This window comes from Streptomyces sp. PA03-5A (assembly GCF_033792725.1).
Classification (GTDB): Bacteria; Actinomycetota; Actinomycetes; order Streptomycetales; family Streptomycetaceae; genus Actinacidiphila.
The window spans coordinates 241,852-256,763 of the sequence record NZ_JARAVL010000007.1 but is presented as its reverse complement, the minus strand read 5'-3'; the positions used below and the strand labels follow the sequence as shown (position 1 = coordinate 256,763).

12 protein-coding genes are annotated in these 14,912 nt (G+C 74.9%); 6 read left to right on the top strand and 6 right to left on the bottom strand.

Features of this window, described 5'->3' with window-relative positions:
• The first annotated feature begins 47 nt into the window (after positions 1-47).
• The 5 genes from PV410_RS11135 (at position 48) to PV410_RS11115 (ending at position 7,894) form a co-directional block, all read left to right on the top strand.
• Positions 48-770 carry a transporter substrate-binding domain-containing protein gene (locus tag PV410_RS11135; protein WP_500323914.1) on the top strand — a complete coding sequence of 241 codons (723 nt, stop codon included), beginning with the start codon at positions 48-50 and terminating at the stop codon, positions 768-770.
• Positions 771-935: 165 nt separating this feature from the next.
• Entirely contained in the window at positions 936-2,813 is a 1,878-nt protein-coding gene (locus PV410_RS11130) for a tetratricopeptide repeat protein (protein WP_500323913.1), read from the top strand.
• Positions 2,814-2,902: 89 nt separating this feature from the next.
• Positions 2,903-3,457: a P-loop nucleotide/nucleoside kinase family protein gene (locus PV410_RS11125; RefSeq protein WP_500323912.1), complete on the top strand. Its 555-nt coding sequence runs from the start codon at positions 2,903-2,905 to the stop codon at positions 3,455-3,457.
• A gap of 313 nt (positions 3,458-3,770) precedes the next feature.
• Positions 3,771-6,731 carry a glycoside hydrolase family 2 TIM barrel-domain containing protein gene (locus PV410_RS11120; RefSeq protein WP_500323911.1) on the top strand — a complete coding sequence of 987 codons (2,961 nt, stop codon included), beginning with the start codon at positions 3,771-3,773 and terminating at the stop codon, positions 6,729-6,731.
• Complete coding sequence (locus PV410_RS11115; protein ID WP_500323910.1) at positions 6,728-7,894, top strand: MFS transporter; 1,167 nt, start codon at positions 6,728-6,730, stop codon at positions 7,892-7,894. The genes PV410_RS11120 and PV410_RS11115 overlap by 4 nt, the downstream gene beginning before the upstream one ends.
• 80 nt (positions 7,895-7,974) lie before the next feature.
• On the opposite strand, the gene PV410_RS11110 is transcribed toward PV410_RS11115, so the two are convergent.
• The 5 genes from PV410_RS11110 to PV410_RS11090 all read right to left on the bottom strand — a co-directional run bounded on the left by PV410_RS11110 (position 7,975) and on the right by PV410_RS11090 (position 12,951).
• A complete protein-coding gene (locus PV410_RS11110; protein ID WP_500323909.1) occupies positions 7,975-9,141 on the bottom strand; it encodes an MBL fold metallo-hydrolase in 1,167 nt (388 codons plus the stop codon).
• 310 nt (positions 9,142-9,451) lie between these two features.
• Entirely contained in the window at positions 9,452-9,880 is a 429-nt protein-coding gene (locus PV410_RS11105; protein WP_500323908.1) for a PPOX class F420-dependent oxidoreductase, read from the bottom strand.
• 7 nt (positions 9,881-9,887) lie between these two features.
• Entirely contained in the window at positions 9,888-11,735 is a 1,848-nt protein-coding gene (locus tag PV410_RS11100) for a DUF2264 domain-containing protein (RefSeq protein ID WP_500323907.1), read from the bottom strand.
• 139 nt (positions 11,736-11,874) lie between these two features.
• Complete coding sequence (locus PV410_RS11095; RefSeq protein WP_500323906.1) at positions 11,875-12,276, bottom strand: hypothetical protein; 402 nt, start codon at positions 12,274-12,276, stop codon at positions 11,875-11,877.
• 39 nt (positions 12,277-12,315) lie between these two features.
• Entirely contained in the window at positions 12,316-12,951 is a 636-nt protein-coding gene (locus PV410_RS11090; RefSeq protein WP_500323905.1) for a GNAT family N-acetyltransferase, read from the bottom strand.
• 68 nt (positions 12,952-13,019) lie between these two features.
• Between PV410_RS11090 and PV410_RS11085 the strand changes: the two genes are divergently transcribed.
• Positions 13,020-13,904, top strand: coding sequence for an alpha/beta fold hydrolase (locus PV410_RS11085; protein ID WP_500323904.1), 885 nt, complete (start codon positions 13,020-13,022; stop codon positions 13,902-13,904).
• A 69-nt stretch (positions 13,905-13,973) separates the two neighbouring features.
• Here PV410_RS11085 and PV410_RS11080 read toward each other — a convergent pair whose 3' ends face one another.
• Complete coding sequence (locus tag PV410_RS11080; RefSeq protein WP_500323903.1) at positions 13,974-14,624, bottom strand: DUF4360 domain-containing protein; 651 nt, start codon at positions 14,622-14,624, stop codon at positions 13,974-13,976.
• Positions 14,625-14,912: the final 288 nt, after the last annotated feature.

Below are 14,912 nucleotides of genomic sequence, written 5' to 3'. Positions count from 1 at the left end.
GGGGGCCGTGCCGGACCGCCGGCGAGGGCGGGCCTACACTCCGCACCATGAGCACCGTGACTGCCGCCGTCGTGAGGGACCTGGCGCCGACGGGCGTCCTGCGGGCGTCGATCAACCTGGGCAACCCGGTGCTGGCGCACGGCACCGCGCAGTCCCCCGGCGGAGTCACCGTCGACATCGCGCGCGAGGTGGGCGCCCGGCTGGACGTGCCGGTGGAACCGGTCTGCTTCGACGCGGCACGCAAGTCGTTCGAGGCCATGGCGTCGGGCCGGGCCGACATCTGCTTCCTCGCGGTCGAGCCCGCCCGGGAGGCGGAGGTCGCCTTCACCGCGCCGTACGTGGTGATCGAGGGGGTGTTCGCCGTGCCCCGCGACTCGCAGGTCGGCGCGGTGGACGAGGTGGACCGCGCGGGTGTCCGGATCGGCGTGAAGCGCGGTTCCGCCTACGACCTCTTCCTGTCGCGCACGCTGCGCCACGCCACCGTCGTCCGCGGCGACGAAGGCGTGGACGTCTTCCGCGCCGAGGGCCTGGAGGTCGCGGCCGGGATCGGGCAGCCGATGGCCGGATACGTCGCGCAGCACCCCGACCTCCGCCTCGTCGAGGGCGCGTTCATGCAGATCCGGCAGGCCGTCGGCACGACGGTGGACCGGCTGCCGGAGTCGGTCGCCTTCCTCCGCGAGGTCGTCGAGGAGCTGAAGGCGGACGGGTTCGTCGCCCGGGCCCTGCGCCGGGCCGGGCAGTCCGGCACGCTGGTCGCCCCGCCCGCCTGACCGATCCCCCCTCGGTGCGATCCGCCCCCATGCGTCGCACGACACCCCCCGCACGCACGGGAGTTGACGGTGTGACGATTCGCCATCCCCGCACGGGCTTGGTGATCTCCGGTTGCGGGGATCACCACAAGAGCACACAAGGGGGATGTGACGGGGGGATGTGCCATGGGGCCGGTCTTCGCCGCGCCCGCGGCCGCCGGGGACGGCGGCCCGTGGCCCCAGGGGTTCTGGGAGCAGTCCGGGGGCACCGCCGTGTGGGTGCTCGGCATCTTCGCGGTCGCCGTGTTCATCGGCCTGGTACGGCTGGGGTCGGGGCTGCTGCGCCGCCACCGCGGCAACCGACTGCTGCCCGTGGTGGTGTGCGAGGACCGCGGACTGCTCGGCGGCCACGGCAACGGCCACCGCGGCAACGGCGCCGGCCCGGGCGGCCCCGACCACGGCCACGAGTCCGCGGCCACGGCCGAACTGGCCGCGTACATCACGGAGCACATGGCCGCCGACGCGCTCGGCCCGAACGTCCTGACCCCCGGCAGCGGCACGACCATCGGGCCCGATCCGGCGCCGGAGACCGCCTCCTCCCCGCACGGCTGGGTGGACGTGATCAAGCGGCTCGCGTTCTTCCGTCCGCGGGCGTACCCCGTGATGCTGCACTGCCTGACGACGGGCGATCAGCCGACCCGCTTCTCGGTGCGGATCCTGTACGTGCCGAAGAACACGGTGGTGGCCGCGGCCATCATGCAGGGCCGCGCGCCGGAGCCCGGCGCGGCGGACGGCGGCAGGCGCGAGGCCGACCGGGAGCTGTACGAACGCGTCGCCTGCTACTGCACCGTCAAGATCCTCGCCGACCCGCGCTCGCAGGACCGCATCCCCCGCTGGGAGAGCTGGGGCGACGACCCCGACGCGTACCGCTGCTACCGCATGGGCACCAAGGCGCAGGAGGACGCGCTGGCCGCGAACAAGCGCCGGGACGTGGCCGGGGAACGGGCCGGGCACGAGCGGGCCCTGGAGCGCTTCGAGGAGGCCGCGGCGCTGGTGCCGGGGAACCTCACCGTCCGGCTGCACCAGGCGGGCGTCCTGGAGCTGATGAGCCAGTTCCCCGGTGTCGCCGAGCCCGGTGACTACATCCGGCAGGCCGTGGAGATCTACAAGTACTGCGTCCAGCTGTGGCCCGAGCACATGGAGACGGCCTACCGGCTCTCCATCGCCCGCGCCGAGGAGAGCCGCCACCCGGCGCACAGGGACGAGCGGGCGAGGCGCCGCGAACCCCGTTCACGGGAGCACCTGCGGCTGCTGCTCGGGCGGCTGTCGCGGCGCGCCATCCTGCGCCGGTACGCCCGCACCTGGCTCCCCGGCCGCCGCAACCTCGGCGAACGCCGCTACTGGCGGCAGTGGTGGGCCATGGAGCGGCCCCGTCCCGCCCTGCGCACCCGCCGCCGCTCCTTCCGCGCGGCGGTGCGGATCGCCAGCGCCGCCGAGGTGCTGCGCGAGAACGTCTCCCCCGGTCCGCGGGAGCTGCGGACGGCGTTCCGCGACGTGGCGAGGGAGGTCACCGGGGGCTGGGCGCGGTGGGGCCGGCTGTGGGGCGGGCCCGACTGGGGGCTGCGCCGTCTGCTCTACGCCGACCACCACACGGGCGCGGACCACACGGGTGGGGACGCCCACCGCCGGGCGGGCATCGCCGGTTCCGCGCCCAGGCACCGCGGTTCGAACCGGGCCGCCGCCGGATACCTCGTCAACTACAACGCCGCCTGCTTCCTCAGCCTGGCACTGGCGGCGCGGCCCCCCGTCGGCTCCGCAGCCTGGACGGACGACGAATGGCGCGAGGACTGTGTGCGGGCGGCCGTCGTCCAGCTCAACACCAGTCTCCGGGTCACCCGCAGCCAGTTCTCGGCGGCCTGGGCAGAACGCGACACGGACCTGCGCCCGCTGTTCACGGGCCGTCTGGGCGGCGGACCGGTGGCGGGCTGGAGCGAGATCGGACGCAACTGGGCCCGGTTCACGGGCATCGACGTCACGGAGGATCCGGCCGGCGCCCACTCGTGAGGCACCGCCCGCCCACGAGGCACCCCGTGGCGCGCGGGCGGCGGGGCGGCGTACTCCACCGCCGCCCGCGGCGTCGTTAAGGTCGCGGCATGTTAGCTGTGTTGGTCAACGGACTGCCCGGAGCGGGGAAGACGACCCTCGCCCGGATGCTCGCCCGCGAACTGGAGCTCCCGCTGTTCAGCAAGGACTCCGTGAAGGAGACCCTGGCCGACGCGCTGGCCGCACTGCGCCCGGCGCAGGGCGGCGGGCGGGAGTGGAGCCGCTGCCTCGGGGCCGCGGCGGGCGAGACGTTGTGGACGCTGCTGGCCGACGCACCGGTCGGGGCGGTGCTGGAGAGCCCGTGGCTGGCGCACATGCGTCCCGTGGTGGCCGCGGGCCTGACGCGGGCGGGCGCGTCCGAGGTGCACGAGGTGTGGTGCGCCGTGCCGCCCGACACCGCGCGCCGCAGGTTCCGGGAGCGGGCGCCCGCGCGGCACCCGGTGCACACCGAGGGCGCGCGCTTCCCGGAGGAGGAGTGGCGGTTCTGGACCGAGATGGCCGAGCCGCTGGGCCTGGGCAGCGTGCACCGGGTGGACACCTCGCGCCCGGTGGACGTCGCGGCGCTGGCCCGCCGGATCGCGGGCGGCCCGTCCCCGGCGCCGTGACGTCCGGCGGGGGTGTGCGTGAAGCGCTTGTCCGGCTCCCGCCCGGCGCCTAGCGTGTGTTCCCGTCGGCGGCGGCACGGGAGGGGGACCCGGGGGTGGAGCGGACGTCGCGTGCCCTCCGCGCGGCCGCCCGCGCCGGGCCGCGCGGGCCCGGCAACGCCCGCGCGACAACCGCGGGCGGCGGGTCGCCGTCCCCACCGCGCGCCCTTCCGCCACCTACCTCCGGGGAGCGCCGCGCCGACCGCACCCGCGCGCACCGGCGGCACACCGCAGCGAACGGCAGACCGGCATCGAGGGCCGACCGAGGAGTCGTATGACCATGCCCGCGCACCCGTCCGGCTCCCCGGCCGCGCGGCCGGAACTCCCCTACTACGAGGACTTCTCCCCCGGCCACGGCGCCCTGCCGCCCCGGGCCTGGGTGCCCGCCTCCGACGCGGCCCGGCTGAACCTGGGCGGCATGTGGTGGTTCCGGCTCTCGCCGACCGCCGGGGCCGAGGACACCTCCTTCGCACGGCCGGACTTCGACGCCTCGCGCTGGGACATCCTCGCCATCCCCGGCCACTGGGTGCTGGGCGGCCACGGCGCGCCCGCCTACACCAACGTCCGCTACCCCTTCCCCGTCGATCCGCCCCGGGTCCCCACCGAGAACCCGACCGGCGACCACCGGCACACCTTCGCGCTGCCGGACGACTGGCCCGCCGGCGGCGAGACCGTGCTGCGCTTCGAGGGCATCGAGTCCTGTGCCCGGATCTGGCTCAACGGCCGTGAGGTGGGGGTCTTCAAGGGGAGCAGGCTGCCCGCCGAGTACCCCGTCGGGCACCTGCTGCGGCCGAAGGGGAACGTGCTCGCGGTCCGCGTCCACCAGTGGTCCTCGGCCAGTTACCTGGAGGACCAGGACATGTGGTGGCTGCCCGGCGTCTTCCGGGACGTCACGCTGCTGCACCGGCCCGCCGGCTGTGTCGCCGACTTCTTCGTGCACGCCGCCTGGGACCACGCCACCGGCGAGGGCACCCTGCGCGTGGACGCGCCGTCCGGCGGCCGGGTCACCGTGCCGGAGCTGGGCGTCGACGTCGCGGCGGGCGAGCCGGTCACCGTGCCCGCCGAGCCGTGGAGCGCCGAGGTCCCGCGGCTGTACGAGGCCGTCCTCACCGGCCCGGGCGAGCGCGTCCCGTTCCGCGTCGGCTTCCGTACGGTCGCGGTCGAGGACGGGGTGCTGAAGGTCAACGGCCGCCGGATCCTGTTCCGCGGGGTCAACCGCCACGAGTTCCACCCCGAGCACGGCCGCGCGCTGGAGATCGCCACCATGCGCGAGGACCTGCTGCTGATGAAGCGTCACAACATCAACGCCGTGCGCACCAGCCACTACCCGCCGCACCCCGCCTTCCTCGACCTGTGCGACGAACTGGGCCTGTGGGTCGTCGACGAGTGCGACCTGGAGACCCACGGCTTCGCCGTGACCGGCTGGGAGGGCAACCCCGTCGACGACGACCGCTGGACCCCGGCGCTGCTGGACCGTGCCGCCCGCATGGTCGAGCGCGACAAGAACCACCCCAGCGTGCTCGTCTGGTCGCTGGGCAACGAGTGCGGCACCGGCCGCGGCCTGACCTCCATGGCGCGGTGGATCCGCGACCGGGACCCGGACCGGCCCCTCCACTACGAGGGCGATCCGACCTGTGCCGACACGGACCTGTACTCCCGCATGTACGCCGGGCACGCCGAGGTCGAGCGGATCGGCAGGCGTGAGGAGGCGCCGCTGGACGATCCCGCGCTCGACGCCAGACGGCGCGCGATGCCCTTCCTGCTGTGCGAGTACGCGCACGCCATGGGCAACGGACCGGGCGGACTGGGCGAGTACCAGCGGCTGTTCGAGACCCACGAGCGGCTGCAGGGCGGTTTCGTCTGGGAGTGGATCGACCACGGCATCGCACGCCGCACCCCCGACGGGAGGCGCTGGTTCGCCTACGGCGGCGACTTCGGCGAGGAGCTGCACGACGGCAACTTCGTCTGCGACGGGCTGCTCTTCCCGGACCGGACGCCCTCGCCCGGCCTGGTCGAGTACAAGAAGGTGATCGAGCCGGTGCGGATCGAGGGCGACCCGCTCGGGGGCACGGTCCGCATCACCAACCGCCATGACGTCGCGGATCTTTCGCACCTGCGCTTCACCTGGTCGTACGAGGCCGACGGGGTGGCCGTCGCCGAGGGTGACCTGGAGGTGCCGCCGCTGGCCGCGGGCGGCACGACGGAGCTGAAGCTGCCGGAGCCTGCGGCGGCGGAAACGTCCGGGGAGGCGTTCTGGCTGGTGCGGGCGGTCCTGGCGCGGGACACCCCGTGGGCGGCGGCCGGTCACGAGGTGGCGTGGGGCCAGTGGCCCGCCGCGGAACGCCCGGGCGGCCGGCGGACGGCCCCCGAACCCGGGCGCCCGCACCGCCCCCGGCACGCCGAGGGCGGTGTGGTGCTGCTGGGCCCGGGCACCTTCGACGCGGCCGGCGGCGAACTGCGGCTGCTCGACGGCTTCGCCCTCGCCGGCCCCCGGCTGGACGTGTGGCGGGCCCCGACGGACAACGACCTCGGCGCCCCCTGGCAGTCCGACCCGCGCTTCGGCCTGCTGTGGCGGGAGGCCGGACTGCACCGGATGCGGCACCGGGTGGACGGCGTCGAGGCCGAGGACGACGCGCTCACCGTCACCACGCGGGTCGCCCCCGCCGCCGCCTACTTCGGGCTGCGCACGGTCTACCGGTGGACCGCCGACGGCGACCGGTTGCACCTGACGGTGGACGTGGCCCCCGAGGGGCGGTGGACACTGCCGCTGCCCCGGCTCGGCGTCCGCCTCGGGCTGTGCGGCACGCTGACCCGGGCCGAGTGGTACGGAGGCGGCCCCGGCGAGGCCTACCCCGACACGCGGGCCGCGTCCCGGATCGGGCTCCACACGGCGACGGTCGACGCGCTGCAGACCCCGTACGTCCGTCCGCAGGAGAACGGGGCGCGCGCCGACGTGCGCCGGGTGCGGCTGCGCCGGGAGGACGGGACGGGAGTGGCGATCGAGGGCGGCCCGCCCTTCTGGTTCACCGCCCGTCGCTGGACGGGCGAGGAACTGGACGCCGCCGCGCACACCTGCGACCTGGTGCCGGGGAACATCCTGTGGGTCAACCTCGACCACGCCCTGCACGGCATCGGCAGCCAGTCCTGCGGGCCCGGAGTGCTGCCCCGCTACCGGCTGGCGGCCGCCGAGGCCTCGTTCGGCTTCACCTTCACCACCCTCGCGGACGGCCGGTGACCGCCGTCCTGCGGGAGACCACGCCCGCGGCGCGGCCCTTCAGCCGGCCCGCGGTGGTGGCGTCCTGCGCCGGGTTCGTGCTCATCGGCGCCCTCCAGGCGCTGTACGGTCCCGCGCTGCCCGCCCTGCGGCAGGAGCACGGGCTGTCCCCGTCCATGGCCGGACTGGGGCTGAGCGCGCACTTCGTCGGCGGCGTCGCGGGGGTGCTCGTCTTCGACGCGGTGCGCGGCCGGATCGGCGACCGCAGGCTGCTGACGGTGGCGTACACGCTGATGGCGGCGGGCAGCGGGGCCTTCGCGCTCGCGCCGGACTGGCCGTTCGCGCTGGGCGCGGCGCTGCTGACGGGGCTCGGCTTCGGCGGCATCGACTACGGCCTCAACCAGCTGTTCGCGGTGGGTTTCGGGGACCGCGGCGCGGCGATGCTCAACGTCCTCAACGCCCACTTCGGGATCGGCGCGGTCGCCGGGCCCGCCCTGCTCGGCGCGCTGGGTCCGGACCGCTATGCGTCCGTGTTCGCCGAATGCGCCGTCCTCGCGGGCGCCCTCGCGCTGTGCACGCGCGGGGTGCGGACACAGCCTCCCGGGCCCGCGCCCGCCGCCCGGCCTGGGGCGCGGGGGCGGCTGGTCACGCCGGTGCTGCTGGGCTTCGTGGTGCTGTACGTCCTCCATGTGGGGGTGGAGGCGGGGGTCGGCGGCTGGGAGCCGACCCATCTGCAGTCGCTCGGCCACCCGGTGGCGTACGCCGCGTCCGCGACGGCGGTGTACTGGCTGATGATGACCGCGGGCCGGTTCCTCGTCGTCCCGCTGGCCCTGCGCTACCCGGCGCCGCGGATCCTGCTGGTGTGCTGCGCCGGGATGACGGGCTGTCTGGCCCTGGCGGCCGTGCCCACGCTCGCGCCGTACGCCTACGCGGGCGTCGGCCTGTTCATCGCCCCGGTCTTCCCGACGGGGCTGCCGTGGCTGGCCCGGGCCGTGCCCGGGGCGCGGCGCGCGGGGGCGTGGGTCATCGCCGCGTCGATGATCGGCGGTGTGGCCGCTCCGCCGGCGCTTGGCAAGGGCATCGAGGCCTCCGGCATCGGCGCTGTCCCCCTGCTGCTGCTCCTGCTGTCGGCGGCGAGCCTGGCGGCAACGGCCTGGCTCACGCGGGCGGCGGGCGACGGCTGACGGCTGACCGCCCGTGCGGGAGGGGACGGGTACGGCAGGCGCCCCGCCCCCTCCTCGCTCAAGACCGGCTCACGACCCGCTCACGCCGGGGCGCTGTCCGGCTGCGGGGCGGCCGGCCGCGGGTCGTCGGTGAGCGCGGGCCAGGTGCGGGCGGCGGCCCCGTGCGCGATCGCCCGCCACCAGGGGTCGAGCGGTACCCCGGCCGCGGGCTCGAAGGGCTCCCCGGGGCGCGGCACGGCGACCCGGGCCCCCACGGCGCGCGCCGCGGCAACAGTGCCCTCGGCGGGCTCCTCCCACGGGTGCGGGGCCAGGTTGAACGTGCCCCAGTGGATGGGGAGCATGAGCCGGCCGCGCAGGTCCTGGTGGGCGCGGACGCCCTCCTCGGGGGTCATGTGGATGTCAGGCCAGAAGTCGCTGTACGCGCCGATCTGCACCATGGTGGCGTCGAACGGCCCGTAGGCCTCGCCGATCTCCGTGAAACCGGGGAAGTATCCCGTGTCGCCGCTGTGGAAGACGCGGTGCTCGGGCCCGGCGACGACCCAGGACGCCCACAGGGTGTGCTGGGTGTTGCGGATCGCCCGGCCGCAGAAGTGCCGCGCCGGGGTCGCCGTGAGGGTGAGCCCGGCGACCTGCGTCGACTCGTGCCAGTCCAGCTCGGTCATGCGGTCCGCGGGGACGCCCCAGCGTTCCAGGTGGGCGCCGACGCCCAGCGGCACGACGAAGCGGGTGCCGGTCCCGGCGAGCGCCTTGATCGTGGGCATGTCGAGGTGGTCGTAGTGGTCGTGCGAGATGACGATCGCGTCGGCCTCGCCCAGCTCCTCCAGCGGTACCGGCGGCCGGTGGAGGCGCTTGGGGCCGACGAAGGAGAAGGGGGAGCACCGCTCGCCCCAGACGGGGTCGAACAGGACGCGGCGCCCGTCGATCTCGGCGAGCACGGTGGAGTGGCCCATCCAGGTGAGGCGCAGGCCCGAGGCGGGCGGTGCGGCCAGGTCGGCGAGGGTCGTGGCGTGCAGCGGGATGTCCCCGGCGGGGGCCCTGCGGACCCGCTCCTCCTTGCGGAAGTACGTCCGGGCGAACCGCAGCATCGATCCGGAGGGCGCCGTACGTGCGCCCAGGGGGTTGGTGAACACCCCGTCGGCGAAGTTCGGCGACCGCCGGATGCGCTCCATCCTCTCCCCGTAGGGGTTGTCTCCGAAGGCGGGGATGAGGCTGGAGAGCAGGGAACGCTTCGGACTGGAGCCGGACACGGCACCTCCCGTTGGTCGGCGGTCACGAACGTGCCGTGAGCCGTCCGGGCCCCGGCAGAACCAGTATGTACAGCGACAACTCCTACACCGGTCATTCCGGTTCCGCGCCCCTTTGTGGGATCGGCCGCCGGCGGCCCACCGGCTCCCGCCCACGACCGGCGGGACGACTGTGACCAGGCGGTTCCCCGGTGCGGGAGACCGTCCCCGCAATGTCGCGCAGTCTCGCGCAGTGTCGATGCTGCCACCGTCGCGGGCCGCATGCCGCCCGCCCCCACGGGGAGCGGGCGGCGGGGGCGCACCGGAGGGGCGGCTACGCGCCGCGCGGCTGGCCGTACGCGCGCTCGACGTGGAGCTTCAGCACGAGGCGCTTGTCGGCGACCATGGCGCGGCGGTAGTCGTCCCAGTCCGGGTGCTCGCCCTGCAGGGCTCGGTAGAGGTCGACGAGCTCCTCGACCGTCGCGTCGTCCCGGTCCGCCGCGACGGGGGTGAGTTCTGCGGTGCCCTCCGCGACCGTCCAGGCCCAGCGGTCGTCCGTGGTGACGTGGTAGCTCGCGCGGGGGTCACGGCGCAGGTTGCGGGTCTTGGCGCGGTCGTCGGTGAGGGAGACCCGCAGCACCCCCGTGTCCGGGTCGTAGTGGTGGATGACGTTGGACATCTGGGGGCGGCCGTCACGCTTGATGGTGACGAGCACGCCCCCCTTGGTGTCGGCGAGCAGGCGGAGGAGGTCTTTGTCGCTCATGGCAGCCTCAACGAGCGTCCGGGGGCGAGGATTCCACGACCGCGTCCGCCGTGGTCAGCCGCGCCCGGTGCGTGGCTCCGTCGGCCCAGGTGACGGTCACCTCGTGGACCCCTGACGGCGACACGGCGACCTCCGACCGGACGAGGGCGGACAGCGGCTCCGCGTCGGCGGCGCTGGTGAGCCGGGCCGCGCAGAGGAAGAGGTCGCCGCGGCTGCCGCCGCCTTCGGTGGTCTCGCCGGTGAGGACGGGGGTGACCGCGCGTCCGGTGCACGCGGTCGGGGCGGGCGGCAGGCCGGGGGCGGCCCGCAGGCCGTGCTGGGGCAGCAGTTCCGAGGTCAGGCCCTCGCCCGCGGGCCAGCCGGTCTGTCGTACCTTCGAGCCGGGCGGCGCCCCGCTGACCAGGTGGGCGCGGATCTCGGCGGCACCCCTGGCCATCACGAGGCTCACGACGCGGACCCGGTCACCGGCGCGGGAGCGTGAGGCGGCCCATCCCTCGCCCGCGCCGAGCGGGGTGAGCCCGGTGCGCGCGGTGACACCGCCGTCGCCGTCCAGGAGGCCGAAGTGGTTGTCGGGGGGCGTGTCCCCGGTCAGCGGAGCGGTGGCCGTGGAGTAGGCGAACCGCGTGTAGTGGGCGGCGTAACGGGTGTCCTCGCTGCCGTGGTTGTGCAGACGTACGAGGCCGTCGGCGGTCGTCGACTGGATCAGCCAGTTGGGCGCGGGCAGCGTGGTCAGGGCGTCGCCGCGTTCGACGGGGGCGGGCTCCTCGGGCGCCGTCCACACCGCGTGTCCGGGCGGCAGCAGCAGGCCGAGGAAGCCCTTGCTCGCCCAGTACGGGGAGCCGGGCCCGGAGTAGTCCTGCAGGACACCCGCGTAGGGACCGTGCCAGCCCAGGGACAGCAGTCCGTCGGGGCCCGCCGCGCCGCGGTCCAGGAAGTGGCGTAGGGCGCCGGAGGCCAGCCGCCGTGTGGTGCCGGGGGCGAGCGGGGTGTGTCCGGTGAGGGCGCCGAGCCACAGCGGCGCGGCCGCGGCGACGCGGTAGGTCAGCGAGCGGCCCTGGTGGAGGGGCGAGCCGTCGGCGCCGAACAGGCGGGACTGATCGGCGAGATGGATCCGCAGCCGCTCGCCGTAGCGGTCCAGCAGGTCGGCGTCGCCTGAGAACCAGGCCTCCAGCACGGGGTAGAGGTGCAGCGCCCACCCGTTGTAGTGGTCAAAGGCGGGCAGGTCGCCGTCGGTGTACCAGCCGTCGCCGACGTACCAGCGCTCGATCCGCCGCAGTCCGCGCGCCACGGCGTCCCGGTCGCCGAGGAAACCGCCGACGGTGGCCGGGAACATCTCCCAGTTGTTGGGCCACGCCTGCGCGGCGGCCGCCCGGGCGAGCCAGGCGGTGGCGCGTTCGCGCACGGGCCCGTCGAGCCGGTCCCACAGCCAGCGGCGGGTCAGCCGGAGCCCGATGGCGATGGACGCGGCCTCGACCAGCGGCTGTGTGCGGTCGGCCACGACGGGCCAGTCCTCCGGCCCGTCCCCGCCGGGCCGCGCGGTGCCGGCGGCCAGGCCGTCGGCGTACCGCTGCAACAGTCCTGATGGATCGTCACCGTTCGCGCCCGCCACGCGGATCGCGGCGAGCAGGAACGTCCGCGCGTACCCCTCCAGGCCGTCCGAGCGGGCGCCAGAGGCGCTGTTGCGGTCACCGGGGAGGTGGTAGAGCGCCCCGCCGGGGGTGGCGTGCGGGGCGACGGCGGCGAGCAGCCCGTCGGCGACCGCCTCCCAGTGGGCGCGGGTCCACCCCGTGTACGGGCTCAGCTCCCGGTCCTCGGGGGGCAGTTGGAAGGGGTGCGCCGGCGCTTTCCGGGTCACGGTTCGCATACGGCCTTTCCGGGGTCGGGGAACGGCTTCTGCGCCGGACGCCGGGCCTCCCGGCGGCGCCCGGCCGGCGGGCGACTCTACCGCCGCGCCGCAAACGCTTTCCAGAGCGCGTCGGCCTCAGCCGGGGCCGTCAGGGCCCCTCCGGGTCCGTGGAGAGCGTGCCCGGACGGATCACGGCACGCCCCACGCCGAGGGCACGCAACAGGACGTCCAGTGCCTCCTCGTGGTCGTCCACGGAATGGTGGACCCAGGCGTATGTGCCGTACGAGCCCCCGTCGAACTCGTGCAGCGCGTACTCCGTCCTGCCGATGCGGAAGACGGCGACCCCCACGTCGCCGAGGTCCTGCCAACTGCGTTCGACGGACAGCCTCAGCCGCGCGGCGAACGCCTCCAGGGGCGGATCCAGCCTCGCGAGACATCGGAAGTCACAGGCGACCCAGTCCCACAGCCCGATCTGGAGGGCGGGGTTGCGCTTGCCGCCCTGGTACTGCGGCGCGGGCTCCCAGTCGGCCTCGGGGCCGGGCACCTCCATGCGACGCTCCTCTCCCACCGGCGGCACACCGCGATCCTCTCAGCCCCCGGCCGTCGCCGGCGCAGACGTCCCGCGTCCCAGGTACGTCAGGGGGCCGGGGTCCGGGACCGGGAGCTCACGGAAGCCCATCCGGTCGTAGAAGGCGCGGGCCGCGGTGTTGGCGGTCACCATGCCGAGGTGGACGGCGCCGACGCCCCGGGCGGCCAGCGCGGCCAGGAGACGCCCCATCAGTTCCCGCCCGTAACCGCGCCGCTGGTACTCGGGCAGCAGGTCGATGTGCAGGTGCGCGGGGTACCCGGCGAGTTCCGGCACGATCATGCGCTCCGGGCGGTGGAGCAGGTCCGCCATCTCCTCGTCCGGGGTGAAGGGCGGCCCGGACGGCTTGGGGTGGCGGTGTTCGAGCCGGGGCAGCCACTCGGCGCGGAAGCGCCGCACGAAAGCGGCGGTGTCCGCGGTGCCGACGATGTAGCCGACGGCGCGCGCGCCGTCGTCGACGACGAAGGCGAGTTCGGGCTCGAGGTGGGCGTAGGGCCCGGCGAAGTTGTCCGGCAGCAGGTCGTGGTCGGTGTAGAGGTGCCGCGCGTCGCCGCCCTCGTGGCCGGTGCGCACGCAGATGTCGTAGACGGCGGCCCGGTCCTCCGGGCGGTACGGGCGGATCACGGCGCGTGGGGTCATGCGGGCATGATGACGGCCATGGGAGCGCTCCCACAACCCCTGTGACGTACCGCGTTAGGCTGAACCACATGGGGGCCCACAGGCCGAGGGAGGTCGCCATGGCCCCGGCCGCCGAGGCGCTGGCCGTGTCGCACGGCCCCTACCGGTTGCACGCCGAGATCACGCCGGGCCCCGGCGCGCCCGCGGTCCTGATGCACGGCTTCCCCGACAGCAGCCGGCTGTACGACCGCCTCCTGCCCCACCTGGAGGGCAGGCTGCCGGTGGTGCGGTTCGACTTCCTCGGGTGGGGACGCTCCGACAAGCCGTCCGGCCACGCCTACACCGTCGCCCAGCAGGTGGACGACCTCGCCGCGGTGGCCGACGCCCTCGCGGCGGGCCGCACCGCCCGGCGCCTGGTGCTGGTGGCGCACGACGCCTCGGGACCGCCGGCGATCGACTGGGCGCTGGAGCACCCCGACCGCGTGGCCCGGCTGGTGCTGCTCAACACCTACTACCACTGGACCCCCGCGCTGCGCCGCCCTCCGGCGATCGCCCTGTACTCCACCCCGTTGCTGCGCTCGGCGGCCCGCGCCGTCGCCAGGCGCCGGCCCGGCCTGGACCGCAGGCTCTACGCCTGGCAGGTGGGTGCCTTCATCCGCGACCCGGAGCTGCGCGGGACGTACGTCGAGCGGCTCTACGCGCAGTACCCCGCCGCACGCCCGGCGTTCTGGGGGCTCAACGACGAGCTGCTGCACGCGGTGCTGAGCCGCCGGCGGCGCATCCCGGAGATGCGGGAGTTCCAGCCACCGGTCCGGGTGGTCTTCGGCACCCGGGACCGGTGGCTCAACACCCGCGTCGCCCGGCAGTTCTCCGTGATCTTCCCCCACAGCGAACTGCGCCTGCTGATGCGCGCCGGGCACTACGTGCAGGTCGACGAGCCCGAACGGGTCGCCGACGCGATCACCGCCCCGTGAGCGGGGCTGCCGGGTGACGCGGGCCGGGCCCCTTTCCCGCCCGGGGCCCGACCCGCGGGGCGCCGCGGGCTACGCGCCGGGGCACTCCTTCCACGCCAGGTGGTACGTGGTCCTGATGCTTCCGTCCGTGGAGTCCATCGTCATGAAGCTCGTGGTCCGCGACGGGTCCGAACTGCCGGCACTGACCCGCAGTTCGGTGTTGATGTTGAAGTTGCGCAGTTCGCCGCAGGGCGCCCAGACCAGCGCGGCGACGTCGACGCTGTCCGTGGTCTGCCAGTTGTCGTCCAGCGCGCCGCGGAAGGTGTGGCTGATGGCGTTGGTCTCGGGCGAGCCCTGGAAGTAGTAGCTGGCCTTCTCCACGCCGGAGGCGCCGCGCTCCAGGTGCGCGAAGCCGCGGTAGTCGGCCGCGGCGATCGCGTAGGTGAAGCCCTGCGGCACGTGCACGTTCAGGTTGAGCTGGCAGTTCTTGCGGAAGTCGGTCGGCTTGGAGCCGACGCCCACCTGGGCGACGTAGGCACTGTACGTGACGGTGAAGGCCTCGTTGTCCGGCGAGACGGCCACGGCGGCGGTGCCGGCCGGACAGCCGGAACCGTTGACGGTGGCGACGTCGATGACGATCCGGTCCGGCGGCGGCAGGGTGGCGCCGCCCGGCTCCCAGGCCTGCGGGCCGAGCAGCGAGGCGGCCGCCACGCCGCTCATGGCCAACGCACGTAACGTCATGGGGGGATTCCCTTCAGGTCGTTGAGGGGTCGCGACACCGGGTCGTGCACCCCGTTCCGGTGTCGCGTACACGACACCATGCGTCACCGTTCACGTACAGGATCCCCACAGGTTCCCCACAGGAATGGCCGACCGCCGTCACCCCTGGCGCGGAAGTGACGCATGAGATCCGGACAGTCACCCGGCGTAACGAGGGTCGGCTTCCCGCCATTCCCCCGCCGCGGCCGCCTCGCGCGCGAAGCCGCCGAAGTCGCGCGGCCCGCGCCCGCCCCGGCACCCGCCGTACGT

Coding starts and splice junctions, on each gene's coding strand:
- PV410_RS11095 (WP_500323906.1), bottom strand. CDS start 12,276: ATGGAGGTGCCCGGCCCCGAGGCCGACTGGGAGCCCGCGCCGCAGTAC.
- PV410_RS11090 (WP_500323905.1), bottom strand. CDS start 12,951: ATGACCCCACGCGCCGTGATCCGCCCGTACCGCCCGGAGGACCGGGCC.
- PV410_RS11105 (WP_500323908.1), bottom strand. CDS start 9,880: ATGAGCGACAAAGACCTCCTCCGCCTGCTCGCCGACACCAAGGGGGGC.
- PV410_RS11085 (WP_500323904.1), top strand. CDS start 13,020: ATGGGGGCCCACAGGCCGAGGGAGGTCGCCATGGCCCCGGCCGCCGAG.
- PV410_RS11120 (WP_500323911.1), top strand. CDS start 3,771: ATGACCATGCCCGCGCACCCGTCCGGCTCCCCGGCCGCGCGGCCGGAA.
- PV410_RS11135 (WP_500323914.1), top strand. CDS start 48: ATGAGCACCGTGACTGCCGCCGTCGTGAGGGACCTGGCGCCGACGGGC.
- PV410_RS11125 (WP_500323912.1), top strand. CDS start 2,903: ATGTTAGCTGTGTTGGTCAACGGACTGCCCGGAGCGGGGAAGACGACC.
- PV410_RS11130 (WP_500323913.1), top strand. CDS start 936: ATGGGGCCGGTCTTCGCCGCGCCCGCGGCCGCCGGGGACGGCGGCCCG.
- PV410_RS11080 (WP_500323903.1), bottom strand. CDS start 14,624: ATGACGTTACGTGCGTTGGCCATGAGCGGCGTGGCGGCCGCCTCGCTG.